The organism is Longimicrobium sp. (assembly GCA_036389795.1).
Lineage (GTDB): Bacteria > Gemmatimonadota > Gemmatimonadetes > Longimicrobiales > Longimicrobiaceae > Longimicrobium.
The window spans coordinates 1-21,872 of record DASVWD010000151.1; the positions used below are offsets into that span (position 1 = coordinate 1).

Sequence of the window (21,872 nt, forward strand, 5' to 3'; positions counted from 1 at the left end):
TTTCTGATAGAGCATCACACAGAGGACACAGAGGACACAGAGAAACTTCAATCGCGTCTTCAGTTCCTCCGTGTTCTCTGTGTCCTCTGTGTGATTCCAATCTGTTCGGAACCAGAACAATGCTCGGCAATCTGGTATGAAACCGAACAAAGTGAACGGCAAACCCCCCTCCACTCCGGAAACTGGAGCGGCGAGGGTTCCAACGGTTTACCGCGAAGGGACGAGGAAGAGAGAAGGGAGGGAAACTACGTCATCCGCCAGGCGTCCTCCACGTGCTCGATGACGGGCTCGCCGCCGGCGCGCACCAGCACCGAGACGGCGTCGAACCGGTAGACGTCGCCGTCCTTCCCGTGGCGCTCCACCCAGGCGGCGGCTACCTGCTGGACCTCGCGGCGCTTCTTCGCGGTGATCGACTCCAGCGGGTGGCCGTAGCCGAGGCCGGCGCGCGTCTTCACCTCCACGAACGCCACGACCTCGCCGCGGCGCGCGACGAGGTCGACCTCCCGGTGGCCCAGGCGGAAGTTGCGGTGCAGGATCGTCCAGCCGCCGCGCGCCAGGTAGTCGGCCGCGAGCTGCTCGCCCCGGTCGCCCAGCGGCTTGTTGGTGGTCCCCGCGCGGCGAAGCTCCGTCACACCACCGCCCGCACCGGCCGCCCGGTGAGCGACGGCGACAGCTCGCGCCCGATCGCCTCGGCGATCACCGCGATCTGCTCCATCAGCTCCTCGAACTGCCCCGGGAAGAGCGACTGGGCGCCGTCGGAGAGCGCGCGCTCGGGGTCGGGGTGCACCTCGATCATCAGCCCGTCGGCCCCGGCGGCCACCGCCGCGCGCGCCATGGGGATCACCTTGGCGCGCAGGCCCGTGCCGTGGCTCGGGTCGGCGATGATCGGCAGGTGCGAGAGCGACTTGACCACGGGGATGGCGGTGAGGTCCAGCAGGTTGCGCGTGTGCGTGTCGAAGCCGCGCACCCCGCGCTCGCAGAGGATCACCTTCCCGTTCCCTTCCGCCAGGATGTACTCGGCGCTCAGGAGCAGGTCCTTCACCGTGGCGGCCATCCCGCGCTTGAGCAGGATCGGCTTCCCCGTGCGGCCCGCGCGGCGCAGGAGCGAGAAGTTCTGCATGTTGCGCGCGCCGATCTGGATGATGTCGGCGTACTTCGCCACCAGCGCCAGGCTCTCCTCGTCCAGCGCCTCGGTGACCACGGCCAGGCCCGTCTCCTCGCGCGCCCTGGCCAGCAGCTTGAGCCCGGCCTCGCCCATCCCCTGGAACGAGTACGGCGAGGTGCGGGGCTTGAAGGCGCCGCCGCGCAGGATGGTGGCGCCCGCCTCGCGCAGCCGGTGCGCGATGCCCACGATCTGCTCCTCGGACTCCACCGAGCAGGGCCCCGCCATCACCGCCACCTGCTCGCTGCCGATGCGGGTGCCGTTGTCCAGCTCGATGATGGTGGGCTCGTCGCGCCACTCGCGCGAGACCTGCTTGTACGGCTGCGTGACGTGGATGATCTCCAGCACGCCGGGGAGCGCCTCGATGCGGTCGGCGTTCACCTTGCCGTCGTTGCCCACCAGGCCCACGGCGGTGCGCTGCTTCCCCGGCATCGGCCGGGCCTCGTATCCCATTTCGGTAATCACGTTGACGACCGCCTGCACCTGCTCGGGCGTCGCATCGTGCCTCATCACGACCAGCATGGCTCGCGAGATGGTTTCGGGGTAACGCTTTCGTGCCTGCGGGACTGTCCCGCCACAGACGAAATCTACGCGCCGCGCGGGGCCGCGTCTACGGCAGAGGACGAAGGGAGCCGCAGGGTGCGGTGCGGAAGGTGGGACGTCGTTCGAGAAGGGCCTCACGGAAACCGCGAACCGCCTGAACCGCTGGTTGGGCGTGTCCCTCCGCTGCGCTCCGGGCCGGGCTGCGCGCGGCCCTGTCGGGCGCGCATCCCTCACGCGGGTCTCGCCAGCGCCCGCGCCAGCGCGAGCGGCTCCTCGTCCCAGTCGTCGCGCGGCTCCGCGGCCAGGCGCGCGAGCGTCCACAGCCGCACCCGCTCCGGGTCCACGCCCAGCAGGTCGGCGAAGCGGCGGATCGTTTCCCCGGGGTCGGCGCGCAGCCTCGCCCGGCAGTTCAGGAGGTGCTGCGTCGCGTCGTAGGCCGGGTCGCCGGCGAACGGCTTGGGGTCGATCGCCAGCCACGGCTCGCGCCGCGCCCGCAGGACGTTGCCGGCGTGCAGGTCGGTCGCCAGCAGCACCTCCACGGACGCCCCCGCCGACAGCTCCTCGAACAGGCGCAGGCCCTCGCGGACCAGCCCCGCGTCGGGCCACCGCGCGGCGTCCGCGAGCGTCTCCTCGCCCCAGTACCTCGTCATCGCGGAGAGCGGTCGGAACGGGTGCGGCGGAGAGGGCGCCCGCCAGGCCCGGCGCAGGAGCCCGGCGACCACCCGGTCCTGCTCGGGCCCGGGGACGGAGCGCAGCGAGGTGCCGGGCTCGCAGCGCTCCAGGAGCATGGCGCCCAGCCCGTCGTCGGCGTCGAGGAGGCGGACGGTGGGGTCGCCCGCCCAGAAGCGCAGGCCCGCGATCTCGTGCTCGGCCTCCATGTGCGGCATGCCGAGCTTGAGCACCACCGATGTCCCGTCCGCGCGCGTCGCGGGCGCCACCCACGCGCAGCTCGCCTCGCCCTCGAACGGCGGGCCGACGTCGAGCGACCACCGCCGCGCCAGCTCGCGGACCACGTCCGGCAGCCGCGCGAGCCAGGCGGCGCGCGCGGGCGTTCGGGCGCACTCCGCCGCGAGCCGGTCAGGGACGGCGAGAGTCATTACACTTCTACTTAAGACGCAGGTACCGGCGTCGTTACACGCTTCACTGCGCCTATGTTAGAGTACACCACGGAAGGTCACCATCCGCTGCCCGTGCCTCAGCTTCCAAACGAAGCTTTTGATATTGTGGAATCAACAAGTGTGCGTTCGCACAAAGGCCAAGGGATTTCTCAATACCCACTTGCTTAGCCGCGAACTCGGGAGACCAATACTCAACGATGATCCCCACCAACCCTCCTTCTCCATTGAAGACCCCACTCCCGCTCATCCCCCTACGAACTGGATAATCGATCAAGAATCCGTTTGGTGTGGAACAAATTACGCTCGCCTCGTCCTTACACATCGGCCATCCACGCAAGTAGCCATCTCGATCCTTCAACACTCCGGAGTCATAAAAGCCGGCGAAACGAACCTTATCCCCAACCTCCGCTGGAAAACGCGCTATTCTGACAAATGGTAGAGGCCTGTCGACCCCTGATCCCCCGAGTTCCACTACAGCGATGTCCAGTAAGCGATCAGCCTGGAAGGAGAGCATCGGATAAGCACCGCCTTCGTGAGTACGTCCGGACGGCTGCCAAGCAAACTTCGATGGGAAAAAGAACCAAGGACGTTCGTGCCGCTCTGCATCTTCTATCACTTCTTTGACATCCGGCCCTTTGGGAACGGCGTATGGGGACCACCGTTCAAAGAAGTTGATGAGTGTGTGGCAACAAGTCGCAACTACGCCATCCGGGTCGACGCAGATGCAAGAACCCATTGGGCTAAATGGAGAGACTCCCGGCTTTTGCGGGTTTGCACGGCCTATGAGTGCGACAGCATCGAGATTCACCTGATGCTCCTTCTCTATAGGCTTTTAGCTTCGGATAATCCTCACTGCGCCACCGCCGCCCGCTGGTCCCCGAACGACCAGGCGCCCTCCAGCTCCACGCCGACGATCGACGAGACGCCGGGCTCCTCCATCGTCACCCCGTAGATCCAGTCCGCGCTCTCCATGGTGCGCGGGTTGTGGGTGATCACGATGAACTGCGTCTGCCCCTTGAAGTCGTTCAGGAGCTGGATGAAGCGCCCCACGTTGGCCTCGTCGAGCGGCGCGTCCACCTCGTCGAAGAGGCAGAACGGCGAGGGCTTCACCAGGTAGATGGCGAAGAGGAGCGAGAGCGCCGTGAGCGTGCGCTCGCCGCCAGAGAGGAGGTGGATGCGCTGCGTCTTCTTCCCCCGGGGGCTGGCCTGGATCTCGATCGGGCTCTCCAGCGGGTCGTCGGGGTCGGCCAGCCACACGTCGCACTCGCCGCCCTGGAAGAGCGACTGGAAGGTGCGCTTGAAGTTCTCGCGCACCTGGTCGAAGGTGCTCATGAAGACCTCGCGCGCCGTCTTGTTGATCTGCCGGATCGCCGCCGCCAGGTCGTCGCGCGCCCGGGTCAGGTCGGCCTGCTGCTCCAGCAGGAAGCGCAGCCGCCGGTCCTCCTCCTCGTGCTCCTGCACGGCCAGCATGTTGATGGGCCCCAGCGCGTCGATCTGCTGGATGATCTCGCGCACCTCCGCCCGCCACGCCTCCGCGCCGCCCTCCTCGACCGGGTTCGCGCTCGCGACCAGGACCTCCCACGGCCGCGCCCACTCGACCTCCAGCCGCTCGCGGGCACGGACGACGCGCCCCTCCAGCTCCGCGCGCTCCAGCTCGATGCGGTGGCGCGCCTCGGCCGCCTCGGCCTCGCGGCGGCGGGCCACGCGGGCGCGCTCCTCGGCCCCCGCCAGCTCCGCCTCCAGCTCGCCCAGGCGCGCGTCCAGGTTCGCCACGTCGGCGGCCAGGCGGTCGCGCTCGGCGAAGAGCGTCTCCACCTGGTCCCCGGCGCGCTCGCGGATGCCGGAGAGGCCTTCCAGCGAGCGGCGCAGCTCTTCGGCCTCGGCCTCGAGGGTGGCGGCGCGCCGCCGCGCCGCGTCGGCCCCGTTCAGCGCCTCGGAGAGCGCGCGCTCCACCTCGCGCAGCTCGGCCTCCGCCCGGGCGACGGCCACGCGCAGCTCGCTCTCCTCGTCGCGCGCGCTCTCCCACGCCGCGTCCAGCTCGGCCAGCCCGGCGCCGGCCCGCGCCGCCTCCGCGCCCGCCCCGGCCGAGAGGCGGGCCAGCTCCTCGAGCCGCGCGTCCAGCTCCGCCATGCGCGCCGCGGCGTGCTCCGCCTCGCGCTTCGCGGCCGCGGCGGCGGCCACCACCTGCTCGCGCTCGCGCTCCAGGCGGCCGCGGCGGTGGCCGTGCGCGGCGGTGTCGGCGTCGAGCTGGCGCAGGTCGGCCTCCATCACCCGCCGCACCTCGTCGGCCTCGCGGGCGCGCTCCTCGGCCAGGAGGACCTCCTGCGCCAGCGCGTCGCGCTCCAGCACCCGCCGGTCGCGCGCCACCTCCGCGTCTTCCAGCTCGTTCCGCAGGCGGCCCAGGGCCTCGCGCCGCGCGAGGATCCCCTCCCCCGCCGCCGGCTGCCCCAGGCGGATCACCCCGCGCGGGTCCACCGTGTCGCCGAAGGCGTCCACCCGCGCGCCCGCCGCGTAGGCGTCCAGCGGGTCCTCGCCCGGGAGGACGAGCAGCCCCGCGAGGAAGACCTCCACCCACGCCTGCGCCGCCCCGCTCCCGGAGACCCCCAGCCGGTGCGCGGCCGACGCCTGGGCCAGCTGCTCCCGCACCCCCGGCGCGTCGAGCGGGAGGAGGAGGAGCGAGCCGCCCCCTGTCCACTCCTCGCGGAACCACTTCCGCACCGCGCGCGCGGCGGCCAGGTCCTCCACGACGAGCGCCTGCAGGAGCGTCCCCAGGAAGGACTCGACCGCCTGTGCCGTGGCCGCGTCCGCCGTGGTGGCGCGGACGAAGTCGGCCAGCGGCGCCAGCACACCGGGGAAGCGGGCGCGGTCGCCCATGATGGCCGTCACCGCGGGGGAGAAGCCCTCGTAGCTGCGCTCCATCGCCTCGCGCGCGGCCACCTGGCTGGCGAGGCGCGAGACGCGGTCCTCCGCCGCGCGCAGCGCGTCCCGCAGCGGCCCCTCGCGGCCGCGGAGGACGCGCGCCGCCTCGCGGGCCGCGTCCGCCGCGTCGGCCGCCGCGTCCAGCCGGTCGCGCAGCGTGGAGCCCTGCCCGTGCCACAGCTCCGTCTGCTCGCCCAGCACGGTGATCTCGGCGCCGAGCTGCGCGTCCTGTTCGGCGAGCCCCGCCAGCCGCTCCAGCGCCTCCGCGCGGCGGCGCTCCGAGGCCGCGCGCTCGCCCTCCGCGGCGGCGATGTCGCGCGCCACCTCGCGCGAGCGCGCGGCCGCCGCCTCGCTGGCCTGGCGGTGCGCCGAGAGCGTCGCGCGCAGGGACTCGTTCTCCGCCACGCGCGCCTCCAGCCGCTCGCGCACCGTGTCCAGCCGCCCCAGCGCCACGTCGCGCTCGCCCTGCAGCCGCCCGGCTTCGCGTTCGAGCCGCGCCGCGCGCTCGCCCAGCTCGCCGCGCTCCTTCACCAGCTGGGCGATGCGCATCTCCGCGTTGGAGCGGCGCTCGTCGGCCAGCAGGATCTCGCGCTCGTGCGCGTCCAGCCGCTGGCGCACCTCGTCGAGGCGCCCGGCCACCTGCTGGCGCCGCCGCCCGAGCTCCGCGGCCTCGATCCGCCGCTCCTCCAGCACCGCCTCGGCGGTGGCGAGCTCGGTGCGCGCCTCGCCCGCCTCGCGCTCCAGCGCCCCCTGCCGCCGCGCGCCCTCGCCCAGCGACGCGGTGAGCGCCTCCAGGTCGGCGCGCGCCAGGGCGACCTCGAGGTCGAGGCGGCGGGCCTGCAGCTCGGCGTGGCGCTGGGCGCGGCGCTTCTGGCGGGCCAGCGAGCGCACCTTCGACTCCACCTCGGCCACCAGATCGCCGAGCCGCGCCAGGTCCACCTCGGCGCCCTCCAGGCGGCGCTGGGCGGCCTTGCGACGGTCCTTGTAGCGGCCGATCCCCGCCGCCTCCTCGAACATGGCGCGCCGCTCCTCGGCCCGCTCCGACAGGATCGAGTCGATCATCCCGATCTCGATGATCGAGTAGGCGTTGGACCCCAGCCCCGTGTCGCGCAGCAGGTCGTGGATGTCGCGCAGGCGGCAGGCGACGCGGTTCATGGCGTACTCGCTGCCCCCCTCGCGGAACACCTTGCGGGCGATCTCGATCTCGCTCTGCGGCACGGGAACGCGCCCGTCCTCGTTGGAGAAGACGAGCGAGACCTCGGCGTAGTTGAGCGGCCGGCGCTTCACGGTCCCCTGGAAGATCACCTCTTCCATCTTCCCGCCGCGCAGGGCGGACGCGCGCTGCTCGCCCAGCACCCAGCGCACGGCGTCGGCGGTGTTGGACTTGCCGCAGCCGTTCGACCCCACGATGGCCGTGACGCCGTCGCGGAACTCGATGGTGGTGCGGTCGGGGAACGACTTGAAGCCGTGGAGCTGGAGGGTGCGGAGCTTCATTTCGGGGAGGCGGCGGGGCGTCCCGTGCGCTCGACCAGCCGCGCCGGGAGTCCAGCGGTTTCCAGCTGGGTCTTCATGGGGGCCGCGCTCGCCGAGTCGGCGAAGGCGCCGGCGTACAGCGTCCAGCGCTCGCTGCCGTCGGAGAGCGGCACCGCGGCCGGGTAGGCGGAGATGGCGTTGGCGGCCAGCTCGGCCACGTGCAGCTCGGCCTCCTCGCGGGTGGGGAAGAGGCCCAGCATGAACGCCAGCGGGCGGGGCTGCACCAGCGCCGAGGTGCCACCCGCGTCCTCGGGGTTGATGGTGCCGTCCTGCAGGAGCTGCTGCCGCACCCGCGCGGCCGCCACGGTGTCCTCCATCATCCCCGCGTACACCTTGTGGTAGAGCACGCCTCCGCTCTGCTCGGGGATGATGTAGACCGGCTCTCCCGGGAGCTTGTCGGCCACCTGCTCGGCCAGCTCGCGCGCCGGCTGGTAGTCGGGGAAGGCGCGCACGAAGACGGAGTAGGGGCGCGCCGTCCCCGCCGGCGCCGCGTCGGCGCGGTAGCGGGCCGGGGCCGCCGGGGCCGCCCGGGCGGCGGCGGGGCGGGCCGCCGGCCGCCGCAGCCGGGTGAGCGCGTCGGGGAAGAAGAACCAGAGCACCGCGCCGGCGGCCAGGGCCATGAACGCCAGCACCAGCAGCACCAGGACGACGGGCGGGATCCTCCGCTTCTTGGGGATGCCGCGCCGGCGCCCCCGGGCCGGCGCGGCCTGCTCCCACGCCACGTCGGGGACGGGGAGCGGCTCCGCGGGCGGCGCGGCGTGCGCGGGAGCGGGCGCGGCGGCCGCGGGGACGCCCAGCAGCTCCGCGGCCGTGGCGTCGGCGGGCGGGCGCGCCGCCCACGGCGGGACCGGCTCGGGCTCGGGGAAGCGCTCGGGCGGGGGCGCCGCGGGAGCGGGACCGGAAGCGGACGGAGTCGCGGCGGCGGCCGGGGCGTCCCGGCGGGGCGGCACCAGCCAGGCGTGCGGGGCGAAGCGGCCGGCGGCCGGGGCGAAGGTGGCCCCGTCGGGAGGCCCGCCCAGCAGGACGGCGTCGTGGGCCCACTGCGCCAGCGCGTCCAGCCCGGGGGCGTCGGCGGGGACGAAGAGCATCAGCGACGCCTGCGCCTCGCGGAAGCCGGCCACCAGCTTCTCCCAGCGCGGGTGGCGGAAGATGGCCTCGGGCTCGGGGGTGTAGGTCCCCGCGGTGATCAGGTAGAAGCCGCGCCCGGGGACGGACCGGGCGCTGCGGGCCAGCGAGGCGCCGTAGAGGAAGATGTCGACGACGCCGTCCATGTTCCCCATCCCGATGCGCTCGTGGAGGATGGGGTTCTCCAGGCTGAGGTCGGCCAGCACGGTGCGGCGCCCGCCCGCGGCCCACCCGGTGGCGATGGCGATGGCCGCGTCGGCCACCCACTCGCGGTCGGCGCGGGGGTCGTAGACCAGGGCCACGGGGCCGCCGTACCCCGCCTCGGCCGAGGCGGCGGCCGGAAGCCGCTCGAACGAGGGGTCGAAGAAGGTGGGCGCCGGCAGGCGCCGTCCCGGGGACCCGGTGGCCGGTGGGAAGTCGGTCATGTGCTCGGGGGAGAAGTGCCCGGAATGACCGGAGCAGACCCTCGCTCCGAAGGATGGGGTTTGAGAGCCGACGCAAAGGTAAAGACGAGACTCCTTGCGCCGCAAGCGTTTCAGGGGGAGGGGGGCGAATGAATTCGCTGCAACGACCACACGAAGTCCGCCTGCGCGGACTACCGCCTTCCGTGCGGAGGCAGGGAACGGTGTGCGCCCCTGCCCTCCGTCTCCCGCTCAGCCCGCGGCCTGCGGCTCCAGGACGTGCGTGGGCGCGTCGCCCCAGAGGCGGTCCAGGCGGTAGTACTCGCGGGCGGCGGGGTGGAAGACGTGGACCACGAAGTCGAAGTAGTCGACCAGGATCCAGCGGGCCTCCCGCGCGCCCTCCACGTTCAGCGGGCGGACGCCCTCCTTCTTCATCTCGTCGACCACCGAGTCGGCGATGGCCGCCACGTGCGTGTCGGAGGTGCCGCTGGCGATCACGAACCAGTCGGTGGCGGTGGAGATGCCGCGCAGGTCCAGCAGCGTGACCTCCAGCGCCTTGCGGTCGAACAGCAGCTCCACCACGCGCGCCACTTCCTTCGGCAGGTCCAGCGACGCGGGAGACACGGGGGTGATGCTCATTCCGGTCCGTCTTTCGGGTTGCGTTTTCGTCCCCTCGAACAACCGCCCGAGCGGCAAGTTAGGGACCAGGGAGGGGGTAGGAAAGTGCGAAGTCTTGAGTGCTAAGTGCTAAGTGGGACCGGCGGCACTGGGCACTGGGCACTGGGCACTGGCACTGGGCACTAAGGACTTAGCACTCAGGACTAAAAAGACAGCCCCGCCGCGAACGACGGGGCCGCCTCCGAAGCCCGGGACCGCGAGGAAGCCTACTCCTCCGCGATCACCCAGACCTTGATCTCCGGCTTCACCTGCGGGTGCAGGCGGATGGGGACGCTGGTGACGCCGAGGGTCTTGATCGGCTCCTCCAGCTCGATCTGGCGGCGGTCCACCTGGATCCCCTGCGCGGCCAGCTTCTCGGCGATGTCGGCCGAGGTGATCGAGCCGAACAGCTTGCCTTCCTGGCCCGCGCGGGCCGTGAAGGTGAGCGACACGCCCTCGATCTTGCGGGCGTGCAGCTGCGCGTCGGACAGCGTCTCCGCCTCGCGGGCGGCCACGCGGGCGCGCTCGGCCTCCAGGCGGCGCCGGTTGGCGTCGGTGGCCTCGTACGCCAGCCCCTTGGGGATCAGGTAGTTGCGGGCGTAGCCCGGCTTGACTTCGACGATCTCGCCGGGCTCGCCGAGGTTCTCCAGGCGCTCCCTGAGGATGACCTGCATCGGGGGTTCCTCCTTACTGCTCGAAGCCGGCGATGTACGGCAGCAGGGCCAGGTAGCGGGCCCGCTTGATGGCGGTGCCGGCCTGGCGCTGGTGCCGCGCGCACATCCCGCTGATCCGCCGCGGGAGGATCTTGCCGCGCTCCGTGATGAAGCGCTGCAGCGTGCGCTCGTCCTTGTAGTCGATGGTGCGCGCCCCGGACTCGCAGATGGGGCACGCCTTGCGCGATGGACGCATGGGTTACTCCTCCTCGACGACGGCGCCGGGGCCGACGGGCTCCTCCTCGTCCTCCTCGCTGCGCTTGGGCTGCGGCGGGACGGGAGTGGTGGCGAGGTCGCCCTCGTTGACGACGACCAGGTAGCGCAGCAGCTCCTCGTCGAGCTTCAGGATGCGCTCGAACTCGGGGAGCGCCTCGGCCGGGGAGGCGAAGTGCGCCACCACGTAGTAGCCGCTGTTCTGGTCCTCGATGGGGTAGGCCAGCTGGCGCTTCCCCCAGTGGTCGACGGCGGTGATCTCGCCGCCGCGCCCCCCGGTCAAGAGACCGTGGAAGCGGTCGAGCTTCTCGTTCACCTTCCCCTCGTCGAGCGACGGGTGGAAGATGTACACGACCTCGTAGTCCCGCAAAAGTCACCTTCCTGTGGACATGAGGCCCCGCGCCGGTGAGTGCGCGGAGCAGGTCTGGGGAAAAAGAACCGCCCCCGTTTTCGGGGGCAGCAGGGTAAGATATCACCCCGGCGCGGTTCCGACAACCCGAGGAGGACGGACCCGCGCGAGGCGGGACGACGGCCGCACCCGGCGCGGCAGGCGTCTCGTTTCACGTCTGCTTTTGTTCTAAATACTTGCGGCACTTGAACTTACGTGAAAAATACATTAGTTTTCTTCCGCTGATCCTCCCCCGAAACGCCCCCGGTGGTCGCACACGCGCGCCCGTGCGTCTTCGGCAAGGATCGGCGCACCTGAACCCGGTTCTACGTCGCGAGCCCCAGCCACTCGCCGGCCCGAGCCTCTCCACCAAACCACGGCCGCCTGCGCGCGTCCTTTCCGGAGACACTCAAGTGCTGTTTCACAACCGCGGGCGCCTCGGCGCGCTCGCCCGGCTGACCGTCCTGCTGTGCCTTCCCGTCGCCGCGGCCGCCTGCAGCGACCGCGCGACTCTTCCCGAGATCAAGGTCCCCGAGGGATCGCTGGCTGTGCTGGAGTGCCGGGCCAGCGTGGCCGGCGCCTCCCTGGAGTGCGGCGACCCGAGCCAGGCCGGCGGCGCCCGGCTGGACCGCCAGACGGTGGGGCAGCAGGGGAAGTACGTCCGCCTGGTCAGCTCGCGGGTGAGCTACGCCGACGGCGTCTTCTCGTTCGACGTCACGGTCCAGAACCTGGCCAACCTGCCGATGGGCACCGGCGACGGGAGCACGCGCCACGACGACGGGGTGCGGGTGCTGTTCTCGTCGGGCCCCACCGTCACCGCGGGGAACGGGACCATCACCGTGCTCAACGCCAGCGGGACGGACGCCTTCACCGCCTCGGAGCAGCCCTACTTCCAGTACGGCGGCAGGGTCGGCGGGGTGGACCAGGACGAGCTGGGCCCCGACGGCGTGCTCGCCCCCGGCGAGGTTTCGGCCGCCAGGACCTGGCGGCTGGGAATGCCGGCCGGGGTGGAGGCGTTCAGCTTCCTGGTGTTCGTCTCCACCGAGACGCCCCCGGGCACCCTGTCGTCCGCGGCGCCGCAGGTCACCGGGGTGAGCCCGCTGCCGCTGGTGCCGGGGCGCACGGCCACCCTCACCGGGACCAGCTTCGACCCGGCCTCCGCGTCCGTCACCATCGGCGGCGCCGCGGCCCCGGTGGTCGGCGGCGACGCCGGCAGCCTGCAGGTCACCGTGCCCTGCGTCCTCTCGGGGAACGTGGCGGTCTCCGTGACCTCCGGCGGGATGCGGGGCGCGGCGGTCACGCACCCCCTCCAGGTGCCGCGGCACACGCTGGCGGTCGGCCAGACGGCGATCGTCACCGACTCGGCGCGGGTGGGCTGCAACGAGCTCGCCCCGAGCGGCACCGACAGCCGCTATCTGGTGGCCGTCTACAACACCCACGACTGGTCGTACAGCTCGGCGGGGATCGAGTTCTCCGGCGACGCCGTGGGCGTGGCGTCCACCGCGCAGCGCGCCCCGGCCCCGCGGCCCAGCGTGGCCGCGCCGTCGTTCGCGCCGATCTCCGGCGCCGCCCAGCGCTCGCTCGAGGAGCTGGCGCAGCAGGGCGACGATCCGCACCTGCGCGTCCTGGAGGCGACCCGCCGCGAGTTCGAGCGGCTGCGGAACCGGTTCCCGAGCGACGCGCGCCTGCGCGCGAGCCGCAACGCCGTCCCGGCCGGGGTCACGCCGCCGCCGCCCACCCGGGTCATGAAGATGCTCGACCTCAGCAGCGGCTGGTGCGGCGATTTCCTCACCGTGAACGCCACCCGCGTCTACTACTCGGGGAAGCTGGCCATCTACGAGGACGACGAGACGCCGACCGAGTTCAAGGCGGCCAACAACGCGAAGATGCGGGAGTACTACCAGCGCATCGGCGACGAGTACAACGCCGACATGGAGCCGATCATCCGCACGCACTTCGGCGACCCGATCCGGCGCGACGCCATGACCGACAACAACGGCGTGCTGGTGGCCCTCTTCACCCCGAAGCTGAACAACACCGGCGTGGCCGGCTTCGTGTCGCCGTGCGACTACTTCCCGGAGGACGAGTACAACAAGGCCACCAACTTCGGCGAGTACTTCTACGCGCGCCTGCCGACGTTCAACGGCACCGGCTACTGGGGCGTCTACAGCCCCGACACCTGGTACTGGAACATGCGCTCGACCTTCATCCACGAGACCAAGCACGTGGCGTCGCTCGCCGCGCGCAGGGTGTACAACTCCGCCTGGGAGTGGCCGTGGCTGGAGGAGGGCACCGCGCGCCACGCGGAGGAGCTCTGGGCGCGCAACGTCGTCTACAACGTGCCGTGGAAGGGCAACACCGGCTACGGCGGCCCGGACGCCCTGGGGAGCGTGTACTGCGACGTCCGGCCGGACTGGCAGCCGTGCAGCGCGACCGATCCGAGGCGGCCGTCGGTCAACATGTGGAGGCACTTCCAGATGCTCTACCAGGGCTTCATGACCACGCCCCACGTGAACTCGGCCTTCGGCCGCACCAACGACGAGAGCCCCGGCCTCAGCTCGGCGTTCTACGCCACGGCGTGGTCGCTGGTGCGCTACACGATCGACCGCTACGCCGCCTCCGACGCCGCCTTCCTGACGGCGCTGACCAACACCCAGGACTACCACCTGGAGAACCTGGCGAAGCGCGCGGGCGTCTCGATCGACCAGCTCCTGGGGGAGTGGGCGCTGGCGATGTACGCCGACGACCGCTTCGGCCTGACGAACCGGGACCTCGACTTCCCCACCTGGAACCTCCCGAGCATGTGGGCCGGGCTCAAGAAGGACTTCGGGTGGCCGTACATGCTCGACTCCCCGCTGGTCCCGCACCAGCTCGCCTTCGGGCCGGTCGCCCCGGTGGAGGTCCCGAATCTCCACGCGGGTGCGGTGAAGTACTTCGAGTTCACCGGCACTCACACGCAGCCGCAGCTGCTGCGGGTGCGGGGCATCGCGGGCGACACGCTCCAGAACAGGGTGCGGATCGCCGTCGCCCGTCTGCAGTAGATCGCGCGCCGTCTTCCGCCAGTCGCCGGAAGCACGCAAGGCCGCTCGATACGTTGAAGCCCCACCCTGCCTCGCGCAGGGTGGGGCTCTTCGCTCCAGCGGCATCGCGGCGCGCCCGGCTCATCCCGAACCGGGATGATCAGGGGTGATTGCTGTCCTTCTGAGGCCCGGCCACACGGCACCGACCTCTGCACCGATGGCGGCAGGGCCGAAGAATCTTCTTACCTTGCACCGTGGGTCGGGCGCGGTAGCGGCACGAATCTCCGCGTGCTTCCATTACCCGTCGTCGATCCGGAGCCGCAATCAGCGATCAGGCCGCGCGGGGGCGCCCGCCCGCGGCTGCTCGCGCAGGGTGCGCAGCTCGACGCGCACCAGGTCGGGCGCGCGGCCGTAGACGGCGCGCAGCAGGGTGTGCGGCGCCTCGGCGGCGAGGTAGAGCGTGAGCGGGACCGGCGCGTCCACGGCCTCCACGCGGTAGGCGCGGAACCGCCCGGCGCGCGTGCGCACCTCCTCCTCTCCCGCCACGTGCCAGATGCGCCGCCCCGGCTCGCCGCCGCCGAGCGGGAGGACGGGCACGGCGACCCAGTCGCCGGGGTTGAGCCGGGCGCTCTCCAGCGCGTGCACGGCCACCTGCAGCACCGCCCCGCCCACGTCGCGGAACGCCGTGCGCCGCTCGCGCTCGCCGGGGCCGGTGAGCAGCCACGCCAGCGTGTCGCGGTTGCGCGAGGCCTCGTAGGTGGCCGGCCCGTCCGGCGTCAGCACCGTGGCGCGCACCTGGAGCGGGTCGCGCGTGGGGTTCCCCCCGAAGCGGATGGCGCTGCGCAGCACGCCCTCCAGCGCGGGGTGCGCCGCCAGCGTGCTCAGCCACCCGTCCTCCGTCTCCTGCAGGTCCAGGGTGATCCGTCCCCCGAGGCGGCGGCCGCTCACCGTGTACGTGCGCCGGCTGGTGCGCCGCGTCCACCCCTCGTCCAGCGTGGCGACGTCGACCACCCTCCCCCAGCCGGCCACCTCGCGCGAGGCGCGGAAGACGAGCGCGCGCAGGCTGTCCACCGGCGCGGGGAGGCTGCCCTCGGTCTGGATCGGGTCCTCGCCGCGGAAGTAGAGGCGCAGCGGGAACCCGGCGGCGCCGGGCGGGCGGCCGTAGCTCTCCTCCAGCGAGTCGCCCGCCAGCGCCGCCGCGCGCCCGGCGACGGCCGCCCACAGCTCCGGCGGCGCCCTCAGCGCGTGCTCGCCGAGCGGGCGCACCTCGGCGCGGCCGGCGTACCGCGCGGTGCCGTCGCGCGCCAGCACGAAGTCGAACGCCGGGCAGTCCGCGCACCCGCCGTGGGAGATGGCGACGGAGTCGAGCAGCGCCGCGTCCGGCACCCGCCGCGGGATGCCGACGTAGCGCCCGCGCCGGAACCCCTGGAACGCGCACCGCCCGCCCACGGGCACGTACAGCAGCTCCGGCTGCGCGGGCCGGTCCCACGTCGCCGCGAAGGCGGGCGTCCCGCCGATCTCGCCGCTCCGGTGGGCCTCCTCCGGCAGCAGCGTCCGCACCGGCCCTTCCGCCTCCCAGAGGTACCCCTGCGCGCGCACCGGCGCCGGGCTCCCGTCCGCCGCGTACGCCCAAGGCAGCCGGCCTCTCGCGGGATAGGCCTCCCGCAGCCGCCGCGCCCGCCCGTCCACCGCCACGACGGTATCGCCGTTCGCCCGCTCCACGCGCGCCTGCACGATGCGCGGACCGCTCGCCTCCGTGACGCAGACGCCCTGCGCACCGGCGGCCGACGTGAGGACGAAGGGGAGGAACGCGGGAAGGAGGATGCGCGGGAGACGGAGCGTGCTCATGGCGGATCGGTGGAAAGGGCCGGATTGGGAAAGCTTGTCCGCGAGTCCATCCAGTAGGGTGGAGTTCCCACGAGGTACAACTACGGCGTCGGACCGCCGATCGCCCACTCTGGAATCACCGGAACTCACACCGCAAGGAGGCCATCGTGAGAATGCCGCGAGCCGTCATTTGCCTCCCGATCGTCCTGCTGAGCGCCGGAGCGGCATCGACCGCGCCGGCGCGCATGGCGCAGACCGACGCCGTGATCATGGAATGGAACATCGCGGGACTGGATCCGATCCCACCGGGGCGGCTGTCCCGGATCGTCGGCGTGATTCGCGACCTCGATCCCGCGCCGGACGTGATCGTGCTGTCGGAGGTGAACCCCGACGAAGCGGCCCATCAGATCGCACAGCAGCTCGGCTACGAAGCCGTCATCCTGCAGCAGGGACCCGAGGTCGTGCAGAACATCGCCATCCTGCACAACTCGCGTGCGACCGTCTCCAACGGGCAGCTGATCGCCGGGACCAACCTCGAAGAGGAGCCGCGCTCACGCCAGGCGCTCACGGCGAACGTCCGGATCGGGAGCTTCGACTTCATCCTGATCGGCGTGCACCTGAAGTCCGGTCGCAGCGCCGCACAGCGAGCACAACGGACGCGCCAGGCGACCGCCCTCGCGAACTTCATCGCGGGCGCGGTGCAGGGGCAGGAGAAGGACGTGCTCGTGATCGGGGACTACAACATGATCGCGCCCACGCCGACGCGGCGGAACGACAGGGCGAACTTCGAAGCGATGAGCCCCGCGGGATTCCTCCGGTTCGTTTCCTCCGAAGAGCTTGACGGCCACCTCACGCACATATCGGGGTGCGACCCGGAACGTGGAAATCCGCTGGACGGGTACGCGATCTCCAGCGGCTTCACCACCGAGTACCAGGAAGGCAGTTTTCGGCTGCTGGGCCTGGAGGACCTCGGCCTCTCCTGTTCCGAATACGTGGTGGAGGTCTCGGATCACCTCCCGCTCCTGGCCCGGTTCCGAACCACGGCCGATGACGACTGAGCGGCGTCGTGGCCTGCCGCTCCCAGGATCACCATCGCGTCGCCGTACGAGAAGAAGCGGTACCCGCCCTTCACCGCCTCGCGGTACGCGCGCATGACCAGGTCGTAGCCGGCGAAGGCGGCCACCAGCATGAGCAGGGTGGAGCGCGGGAGGTGGAAGTTGGTGACCAGCCGGTCCACCGCCCTGAAGCGGTACGGGGGGCGGATGAAGATGTCCGTCCACCCCTCGCCCGGGTGCACCACGCCGCCCTCGTCGGCCACCGTCTCCAGCGTGCGCGTCACCGTGGTCCCCACGGCCCAGATCGCCCCGCCGGCCGCGCGCGTCTCGTTCAGCGCCGCGGCGGCCTCGGGCGGCACGTGGTACCACTCCGAGTGCATGCGGTGCTCGGCCGGGTCCTCCGTCTCCACCGGGCGGAAGGTGCCCACGCCCACGTGCAGCACCAGCCGCACGATGCGCACGCCCTTCGCCTCCAGCTTCGCCAGCAGCTCCGGCGTGAAGTGCAGCCCCGCCGTGGGCGCCGCCACCGAGCCGCGCTCGCGGGCGTAGACCGTCTGGTAGCGCTCGCGGTCTTCCGCCGTGGCCGCGTGCGTGATGTACGGCGGCAGCGGCACCTCGCCCCAGCGCTCCAGCGCCTCGGCCAGCGGCAGCGGCGTGTGCAGCCGCACGATCCGCTCGCCGCCGGGCGTGCTCTCCACGATCTCCACCGCGAGCTCCGGCGCGATCTCCACCGTCCGCCCCGGCTTGAGCTTGCCGCCGGGGCGCACCAGCGCGCGCCAGAGCTTCTCCTCGCCCCCCTCCGGCGTCAGCAGCAGCACCTCGGCCTGCGCGCCCGTGGGCTTGCGGCCCACCAGCCGCGCCGGGAACACGCGCGTCTCGTTCAGCACCAGCGCGTCGCCCGCGGGGACGTAGTCGGCCAGGTCCGCGAAGACGCGGTGGGCGAGCTCCCCCGTCGCGCGGTCGACCACCAGCAGCCGGCTGGCGTCGCGGCGCGCGGCCGGGGCCTGGGCGACCTGCTCCGGCGGGAGGTGGAAGTCGTAGTCCGAGGTGCGCCGGCCCCGCTCGCTCATCACCGGATCCGGACGAGCGGCATGTGACCAGGGGCGGCGCCAGGCTTCCGCTCGACTCGCGACCCACCCGCACCGCGAAGCAGATCCCTCGGGTCGCTGCCGCTCCCCCCGGGATGACGTCGGTTCGCCCACCGGCAACGCTTCGAACGGACCGCCATCACGCGTCGAACAGGCTGGCCTGCGGGGGAGAATCGGGGCGCCCGTCCACGGGCGGCGCGTAGCCCATGCGGCGGTAGGCCAGCGCCGTGGCCACGCGGCCCCGCGGCGTGCGCATCAGGAAGCCGTTCTGGATCAGGAACGGCTCGTAGACCTCCTCCAGCGTCCCCGAGTCCTCCCCGATCGCCACCGCCAGCGTGTTGAGGCCCACGGGTCCGCCGCCGAACTGCTCGATCAGCGAGCGCAGCACCCGGTTGTCCATCTCGTCGAGCCCGAGCTCGTCCACGTCCAGCATCTGCAGCGCCGCGTCGGCCACCGCCTTGTCGATGGTGCCGTCGGCGCGCACCTGGGCGTAGTCGCGCACGCGGCGCATCAGGCGGTTGGCCACGCGCGGCGTGCCGCGGCTCCTCTTGGCGATCTCCAGCGCCCCCTCCGCCGTGGTGCCCACCCCCAGGATCTCGGCCGTGCGGCGGACGATGAAGGCGAGCTGGTCCACGGGATAGTAGTCGAGCCGCTGCACGATGCCGAAGCGGGCGCGCATCGGCGGCGTGAGCAGTCCGAAGCGCGTGGTGGCGCCGATCAGCGTGAAGCGCGGCACCGGCATGGTGATGGTCTGCGCGTGCGGCCCCTCGCTGAGGCGGATGTCGATGCGGAAGTCCTCCATGGCCGGGTAGAGGAACTCCTCGATGATCGGGCGCAGGCGGTGGATCTCGTCGATGAACACCACGTCGCCGTCGGAGAGGTTCGTGAGCGTGCTCACCAGGTCGGCCGGCTTCTCCAGCACCGGCCCCGAGGTGAGCTTGATGTTCACGTTCATCTCCCGCGCGATCAGCATCCCCAGCGTGGTCTTGCCCAGGCCGGGCGGGCCGTAGAGGAGGATGTGGTCCAGCGGCTCCTTCCGCCCCAGCGCCGCGTCGACCGCGATGCGCAGCGACTCCTTGACCTTGGGCTGCCCGATGAACTCCGCCAGCCGCTGCGGGCGCAGGCTGAGCTCCGCCGTCTCGTCGTCGCCGATCGGCTCGGGCGTGGTGATCTCGGAGCGCTGCGGGGTCTGATCGGTCATCGGCTCGCGGCTTTGCGGCGTTTCTTCGGCGGGGATACGCTGCCGAATCGGAGCCGTCCGGGCAAGGGGGAAGGTGATCGGCCGGAATGGCTGGGGCGACCAAAGTCGCGGCTGCAACGGCGCGAAATCCGCCTTCGCGGACTCCGCCAGGCGTCCGCTCACATGGCCGGTCACCGGCGCGGAACCCCGCAAAGTACCCTCTCCCGGGGTTGGGGAGGGTGGCGACGCGGTAGCGGCGCCGGGTGAGGGCCGACCGGGGCGGGCCTACGCGCCGGCCGCCCGCTCCTCCAGCAGGTCCACCCCGCGCACGGCGGCGAAGAGGGCCACCAGCGCGAGCAGCACCAGCGGCGCGGAGAGCGAGTCCCAGCGCCGCCCCACCGTCGCCGCGAGCGTCTGCAGCAGGATGACCGCCGCGAACGCTCCGGCGCCGATCCGCGCGATCCACAGCGCCGCGCGAAAGACGCCGGGCACCTTCACCGGCGCGGGAGACGTGGATCCGTCATCCGGCCCCGGCACGGCGGACTGGCGGGAGAGCCCCGTGGCCGCGGCGAAGAGCAGGGCGGCGGAGAGCGCGAACCAGTCGAGCATCCAGCGCTCCGCGCCGTCCAGCCGCGCCAGGAGCGGGGGGAAGAAGACGGCGGCGCCCAGCAGGCCGGCGGCCACGCGCTCCGGCGGGCGCAGGACCCGCGCGCTCACCGCGCCGTCGCCCGGGCCAGGGCGTGGCGGATCAGGTCCGGCGCGGGGAGAGCGCCCTGCTCGGCCACCACCGCGCGCACCGCCCGGTCCGCGTCGGCCTGCGTGATCCCGAGCGCCACCAGCGCCCGCAGCGCCTCCTCCAGCCCCGGCACCCGCGCCGACAGCGCCGACGGCGCGAAGCCGATGTCGTCCAGCTTCCCCGAGAGCTCCACCGCGATCCGCTCCGCCGTCTTCTTCCCCACCCCGCTCACCGCCGTCAGCGCCGCCACGTCGCGGTTGCGGATCGCGCGCACCAGGTGCTCCGCGCTCATCGCCGACAGCAGCGCCAGCGCCAGCCGCGGGCCCACCCCCGTGGCCCCCAGCAGGCGCGAGAAGACGGTGCGCTCCACCTCGTCCAGGAAACCGAAGAGCATCTGCGCGTCCTCGCGCACCAGGTGGAACGTGCGCAGGCTCACCTGCTCGCCCAGCCGCGGCAGCCGCTCGAAGACCGTGGTGGGGATGAACACCTCGTAGGCGACGCCGCCCTGCGTCATCACCTCCACGCGCTCCAGGTCGCGCAGCACCAGCTCCCCCCGCACGCGCGAGATCACGGGCGCCCCTTCCGCGGGTCCATCATCATCCTGAGCGCCAGGTGGGCGGGGAGCTTCGCCGCCGGGCCGTAGCCGCGGAAGCAGTGCGTGAGCGCCACCGCCACCCCGTCCGCCGCGTCGTGCGGCTTCGGCGGCTCGCGCAGGCGCAGGAGGCGCTGCACCATGAAGCCCACCTGGTCCTTGGTGGCCGCGCCGGCGCCGACCACGGCGTTCTTCACCTCCGCCGGCGGGTACTCGGCCACCTGCAGCCCCTGCAGGGCGGCGGCCAGGAGGATCACCCCGCGCGCGTGGCCCAGGACCACGGAGGTGCGGACGTTCTTGGCGTAGAAGACGCTCTCGACGGCGAGCACCGAGGGGCGGGCGCGCGCGATCACCTCCACGATCCCCTCGTGGATGTCGCGCAGGCGCTCGGGGAGGGGGGCCTTCGGGTTGGTGCGGATCACCCCGCACTCCAGAAGCGAGACGGCGCCGTCGCTGGAGCGCGCGACGACGCCGTAGCCGGTGACCGCGGTGCCGGGGTCCACCCCCAGCACCACGGCGTCCGCCGGCCGCGCCGGGCGGGGGGCGTCCACGGCCGGGCCGGCGGGGAGCGGGTCAGACCTCGGCGAGGCTGTCGACGTCGACATCCATGTCCGCGTTCGTGTAGACGTTCTGCACGTCGTCCAGGTCCTCCAGCAGCTCCAGCAGCTTCACCAGCTTCTTCGCGTCGTCTCCCTCCACGCGCACCTCGGTCTTGGGGACCATCGCCAGCTCGGCGCTCTCCCACTCGATTCCCTTCTCCCGCAGCGCGTCCTGCACCGCGCCGAAGTCGGCCACGTCGGTGGTGACGGTGAAGGTGCCGTCGTCGCCCTCCACGTCCAGCGCGCCCGCCTCCAGCGCCGCCTCCATCACCGTCTCCTCGTCGTAGCGGCCGGCGTCGACGTCGATCTGGCCGCGCCGGTCGAACATCCAGGCCACCGAGCCGGTGGTGCCCAGGTTGCCGCCGTTGCGCGAGAGCCAGCGGCGGATGTCGGCCACCGTGCGGTTGGCGTTGTCGGTGAGCGTGTCGATCATGATGGCCACGCCCGCGGGTCCGTACGCCTCGTAGGTGATCTCCTCGTAGTGGACGCCCTCCAGCTCGCCGGTGCCCTTCTTGATGGCGCGCTCGATGTTGTCGTTGGGCATGTTGGCCGCGCGGGCCGTGTCGATGGCCAGGCGCAGGCGCGGGTTGCCCGTGGGGTCGCCGCCGCCCGCCTTGGCCGCCACCGTGATCTCACGGATGATCTTGGTCCAGGCCGCGGCGCGCCGGCTGTCGGTGAGCGCCTTCTTGTGCTTGATCTGCTTCCACTTGCTATGCCCGGCCACGGGGCACCTCCACTGAAGATGGATCGGTTCGGTACGGCAATGCGGGGAGATACGTAAGCCCGGGATAATAAGCGATTTGGCCGGAATCTTCAACGCGGGGGGAACTTCTCCGACCGCGAACCGCGGGGTTGGGCGTGTCCCTCCGCTGCGCTCCGGGCCGGGCTGCGCGCGCGGTAAGGCAGCAAACAACGCTGCCCAACCGTGCCGGGCCACCGCCGCCACATAACCCCCGTGGCGGCGGCGTCCCGGCCCTCCGGGCACGCATCCCTCACGCAACGG

General features: G+C 72.2%; 19 protein-coding genes. 2 read left to right on the top strand and 17 right to left on the bottom strand.

Annotated features, from left to right (window positions below; genetic code table 11):
- Window positions 1–245: 245 nt before the first annotated feature.
- From VF746_20550 to rpsF, 10 genes are all read right to left on the bottom strand, one after another.
- Entirely contained in the window at window positions 246–632 is a 387-nt protein-coding gene (locus tag VF746_20550) for a YraN family protein (protein ID HEX8694829.1), read from the bottom strand.
- Window positions 629–1,684, bottom strand: coding sequence for a 3-deoxy-7-phosphoheptulonate synthase (aroF, locus tag VF746_20555; protein ID HEX8694830.1), 1,056 nt, complete (start codon window positions 1,682–1,684; stop codon window positions 629–631). Before aroF ends, VF746_20550 begins: the two co-directional genes overlap by 4 nt.
- A 251-nt stretch (window positions 1,685–1,935) precedes the next feature.
- On the bottom strand, window positions 1,936–2,802 hold the full coding sequence (locus VF746_20560) for an aminoglycoside phosphotransferase family protein (GenBank protein ID HEX8694831.1): 867 nt from the start codon (window positions 2,800–2,802) through the stop codon (window positions 1,936–1,938).
- 52 nt (window positions 2,803–2,854) lie between these two features.
- Window positions 2,855–3,631 (bottom strand): serine protease, encoded by a 777-nt coding sequence (locus VF746_20565; protein HEX8694832.1) that lies wholly within the window; start codon window positions 3,629–3,631, stop codon window positions 2,855–2,857.
- Window positions 3,632–3,672: 41 nt separating this feature from the next.
- On the bottom strand, window positions 3,673–7,236 hold the full coding sequence (gene smc / locus VF746_20570; GenBank protein HEX8694833.1) for a chromosome segregation protein SMC: 3,564 nt from the start codon (window positions 7,234–7,236) through the stop codon (window positions 3,673–3,675).
- Window positions 7,233–8,825 (bottom strand): hypothetical protein, encoded by a 1,593-nt coding sequence (locus VF746_20575; protein HEX8694834.1) that lies wholly within the window; start codon window positions 8,823–8,825, stop codon window positions 7,233–7,235. Before VF746_20575 ends, smc begins: the two co-directional genes overlap by 4 nt.
- Window positions 8,826–9,053: 228 nt before the next feature.
- Complete coding sequence (rsfS, locus tag VF746_20580; GenBank protein HEX8694835.1) at window positions 9,054–9,440, bottom strand: ribosome silencing factor; 387 nt, start codon at window positions 9,438–9,440, stop codon at window positions 9,054–9,056.
- A 245-nt stretch (window positions 9,441–9,685) separates the two neighbouring features.
- Window positions 9,686–10,132 carry a 50S ribosomal protein L9 gene (gene rplI / locus VF746_20585; protein HEX8694836.1) on the bottom strand — a complete coding sequence of 149 codons (447 nt, stop codon included), beginning with the start codon at window positions 10,130–10,132 and terminating at the stop codon, window positions 9,686–9,688.
- Between the two features lie 13 nt (window positions 10,133–10,145).
- Window positions 10,146–10,367 carry a 30S ribosomal protein S18 gene (gene rpsR / locus VF746_20590; GenBank protein HEX8694837.1) on the bottom strand — a complete coding sequence of 74 codons (222 nt, stop codon included), beginning with the start codon at window positions 10,365–10,367 and terminating at the stop codon, window positions 10,146–10,148.
- A gap of 3 nt (window positions 10,368–10,370) precedes the next feature.
- Window positions 10,371–10,754 (bottom strand): 30S ribosomal protein S6, encoded by a 384-nt coding sequence (rpsF, locus tag VF746_20595; protein HEX8694838.1) that lies wholly within the window; start codon window positions 10,752–10,754, stop codon window positions 10,371–10,373.
- Window positions 10,755–11,185: 431 nt separating this feature from the next.
- Here rpsF and VF746_20600 point away from each other — a divergent pair, with 431 nt between their 5' ends.
- A complete protein-coding gene (locus tag VF746_20600) occupies window positions 11,186–13,813 on the top strand; it encodes an IPT/TIG domain-containing protein (GenBank protein ID HEX8694839.1) in 2,628 nt (875 codons plus the stop codon).
- A gap of 303 nt (window positions 13,814–14,116) precedes the next feature.
- On the opposite strand, the gene VF746_20605 is transcribed toward VF746_20600, so the two are convergent.
- Complete coding sequence (locus VF746_20605; GenBank protein ID HEX8694840.1) at window positions 14,117–15,640, bottom strand: hypothetical protein; 1,524 nt, start codon at window positions 15,638–15,640, stop codon at window positions 14,117–14,119.
- A 152-nt stretch (window positions 15,641–15,792) separates the two neighbouring features.
- Here VF746_20605 and VF746_20610 point away from each other — a divergent pair, with 152 nt between their 5' ends.
- Entirely contained in the window at window positions 15,793–16,677 is an 885-nt protein-coding gene (locus VF746_20610) for an endonuclease/exonuclease/phosphatase family protein (protein HEX8694841.1), read from the top strand.
- On the opposite strand, the gene queA is transcribed toward VF746_20610, so the two are convergent.
- The 6 genes from queA to VF746_20640 all read right to left on the bottom strand — a co-directional run bounded on the left by queA (window position 16,629) and on the right by VF746_20640 (window position 21,593).
- Window positions 16,629–17,744 carry a tRNA preQ1(34) S-adenosylmethionine ribosyltransferase-isomerase QueA gene (queA, locus tag VF746_20615; protein ID HEX8694842.1) on the bottom strand — a complete coding sequence of 372 codons (1,116 nt, stop codon included), beginning with the start codon at window positions 17,742–17,744 and terminating at the stop codon, window positions 16,629–16,631. The two genes, VF746_20610 and queA, sit on opposite strands and share 49 nt — an antisense overlap.
- Window positions 17,745–17,901: 157 nt before the next feature.
- A complete protein-coding gene (gene ruvB / locus VF746_20620) occupies window positions 17,902–18,963 on the bottom strand; it encodes a Holliday junction branch migration DNA helicase RuvB (protein HEX8694843.1) in 1,062 nt (353 codons plus the stop codon).
- Window positions 18,964–19,227: 264 nt separating this feature from the next.
- Entirely contained in the window at window positions 19,228–19,659 is a 432-nt protein-coding gene (locus VF746_20625) for a hypothetical protein (protein ID HEX8694844.1), read from the bottom strand.
- Window positions 19,656–20,249 carry a Holliday junction branch migration protein RuvA gene (gene ruvA, locus VF746_20630; protein ID HEX8694845.1) on the bottom strand — a complete coding sequence of 198 codons (594 nt, stop codon included), beginning with the start codon at window positions 20,247–20,249 and terminating at the stop codon, window positions 19,656–19,658. Before ruvA ends, VF746_20625 begins: the two co-directional genes overlap by 4 nt.
- On the bottom strand, window positions 20,246–20,875 hold the full coding sequence (gene ruvC / locus VF746_20635) for a crossover junction endodeoxyribonuclease RuvC (protein ID HEX8694846.1): 630 nt from the start codon (window positions 20,873–20,875) through the stop codon (window positions 20,246–20,248). Before ruvC ends, ruvA begins: the two co-directional genes overlap by 4 nt.
- The gene (locus VF746_20640; GenBank protein ID HEX8694847.1) at window positions 20,844–21,593 is read right to left on the bottom strand and encodes a YebC/PmpR family DNA-binding transcriptional regulator; all 750 of its coding nucleotides are present in this window, start codon (window positions 21,591–21,593) and stop codon (window positions 20,844–20,846) included. The genes ruvC and VF746_20640 overlap by 32 nt, the downstream gene beginning before the upstream one ends.
- Between the last annotated feature and the right edge of the window lie 279 nt (window positions 21,594–21,872).

Excerpts from the sequence above, each read along its gene's own strand:
- aroF (HEX8694830.1), bottom strand. The coding sequence starts at position 1,684 with ATGCTGGTCGTGATGAGGCACGATGCGACGCCCGAGCAGGTGCAGGCG.
- rpsR (HEX8694837.1), bottom strand. The coding sequence starts at position 10,367 with ATGCGTCCATCGCGCAAGGCGTGCCCCATCTGCGAGTCCGGGGCGCGC.
- rsfS (HEX8694835.1), bottom strand. The coding sequence starts at position 9,440 with ATGAGCATCACCCCCGTGTCTCCCGCGTCGCTGGACCTGCCGAAGGAA.
- queA (HEX8694842.1), bottom strand. The coding sequence starts at position 17,744 with ATGAGCGAGCGGGGCCGGCGCACCTCGGACTACGACTTCCACCTCCCG.
- smc (HEX8694833.1), bottom strand. The coding sequence starts at position 7,236 with ATGAAGCTCCGCACCCTCCAGCTCCACGGCTTCAAGTCGTTCCCCGAC.
- VF746_20605 (HEX8694840.1), bottom strand. The coding sequence starts at position 15,640 with ATGAGCACGCTCCGTCTCCCGCGCATCCTCCTTCCCGCGTTCCTCCCC.
- rplI (HEX8694836.1), bottom strand. The coding sequence starts at position 10,132 with ATGCAGGTCATCCTCAGGGAGCGCCTGGAGAACCTCGGCGAGCCCGGC.
- VF746_20560 (HEX8694831.1), bottom strand. The coding sequence starts at position 2,802 with ATGACTCTCGCCGTCCCTGACCGGCTCGCGGCGGAGTGCGCCCGAACG.
- ruvC (HEX8694846.1), bottom strand. The coding sequence starts at position 20,875 with ATGTCGACGTCGACAGCCTCGCCGAGGTCTGACCCGCTCCCCGCCGGC.
- VF746_20610 (HEX8694841.1), top strand. The coding sequence starts at position 15,793 with ATGCCGCGAGCCGTCATTTGCCTCCCGATCGTCCTGCTGAGCGCCGGA.
- VF746_20575 (HEX8694834.1), bottom strand. The coding sequence starts at position 8,825 with ATGACCGACTTCCCACCGGCCACCGGGTCCCCGGGACGGCGCCTGCCG.
- ruvB (HEX8694843.1), bottom strand. The coding sequence starts at position 18,963 with ATGACCGATCAGACCCCGCAGCGCTCCGAGATCACCACGCCCGAGCCG.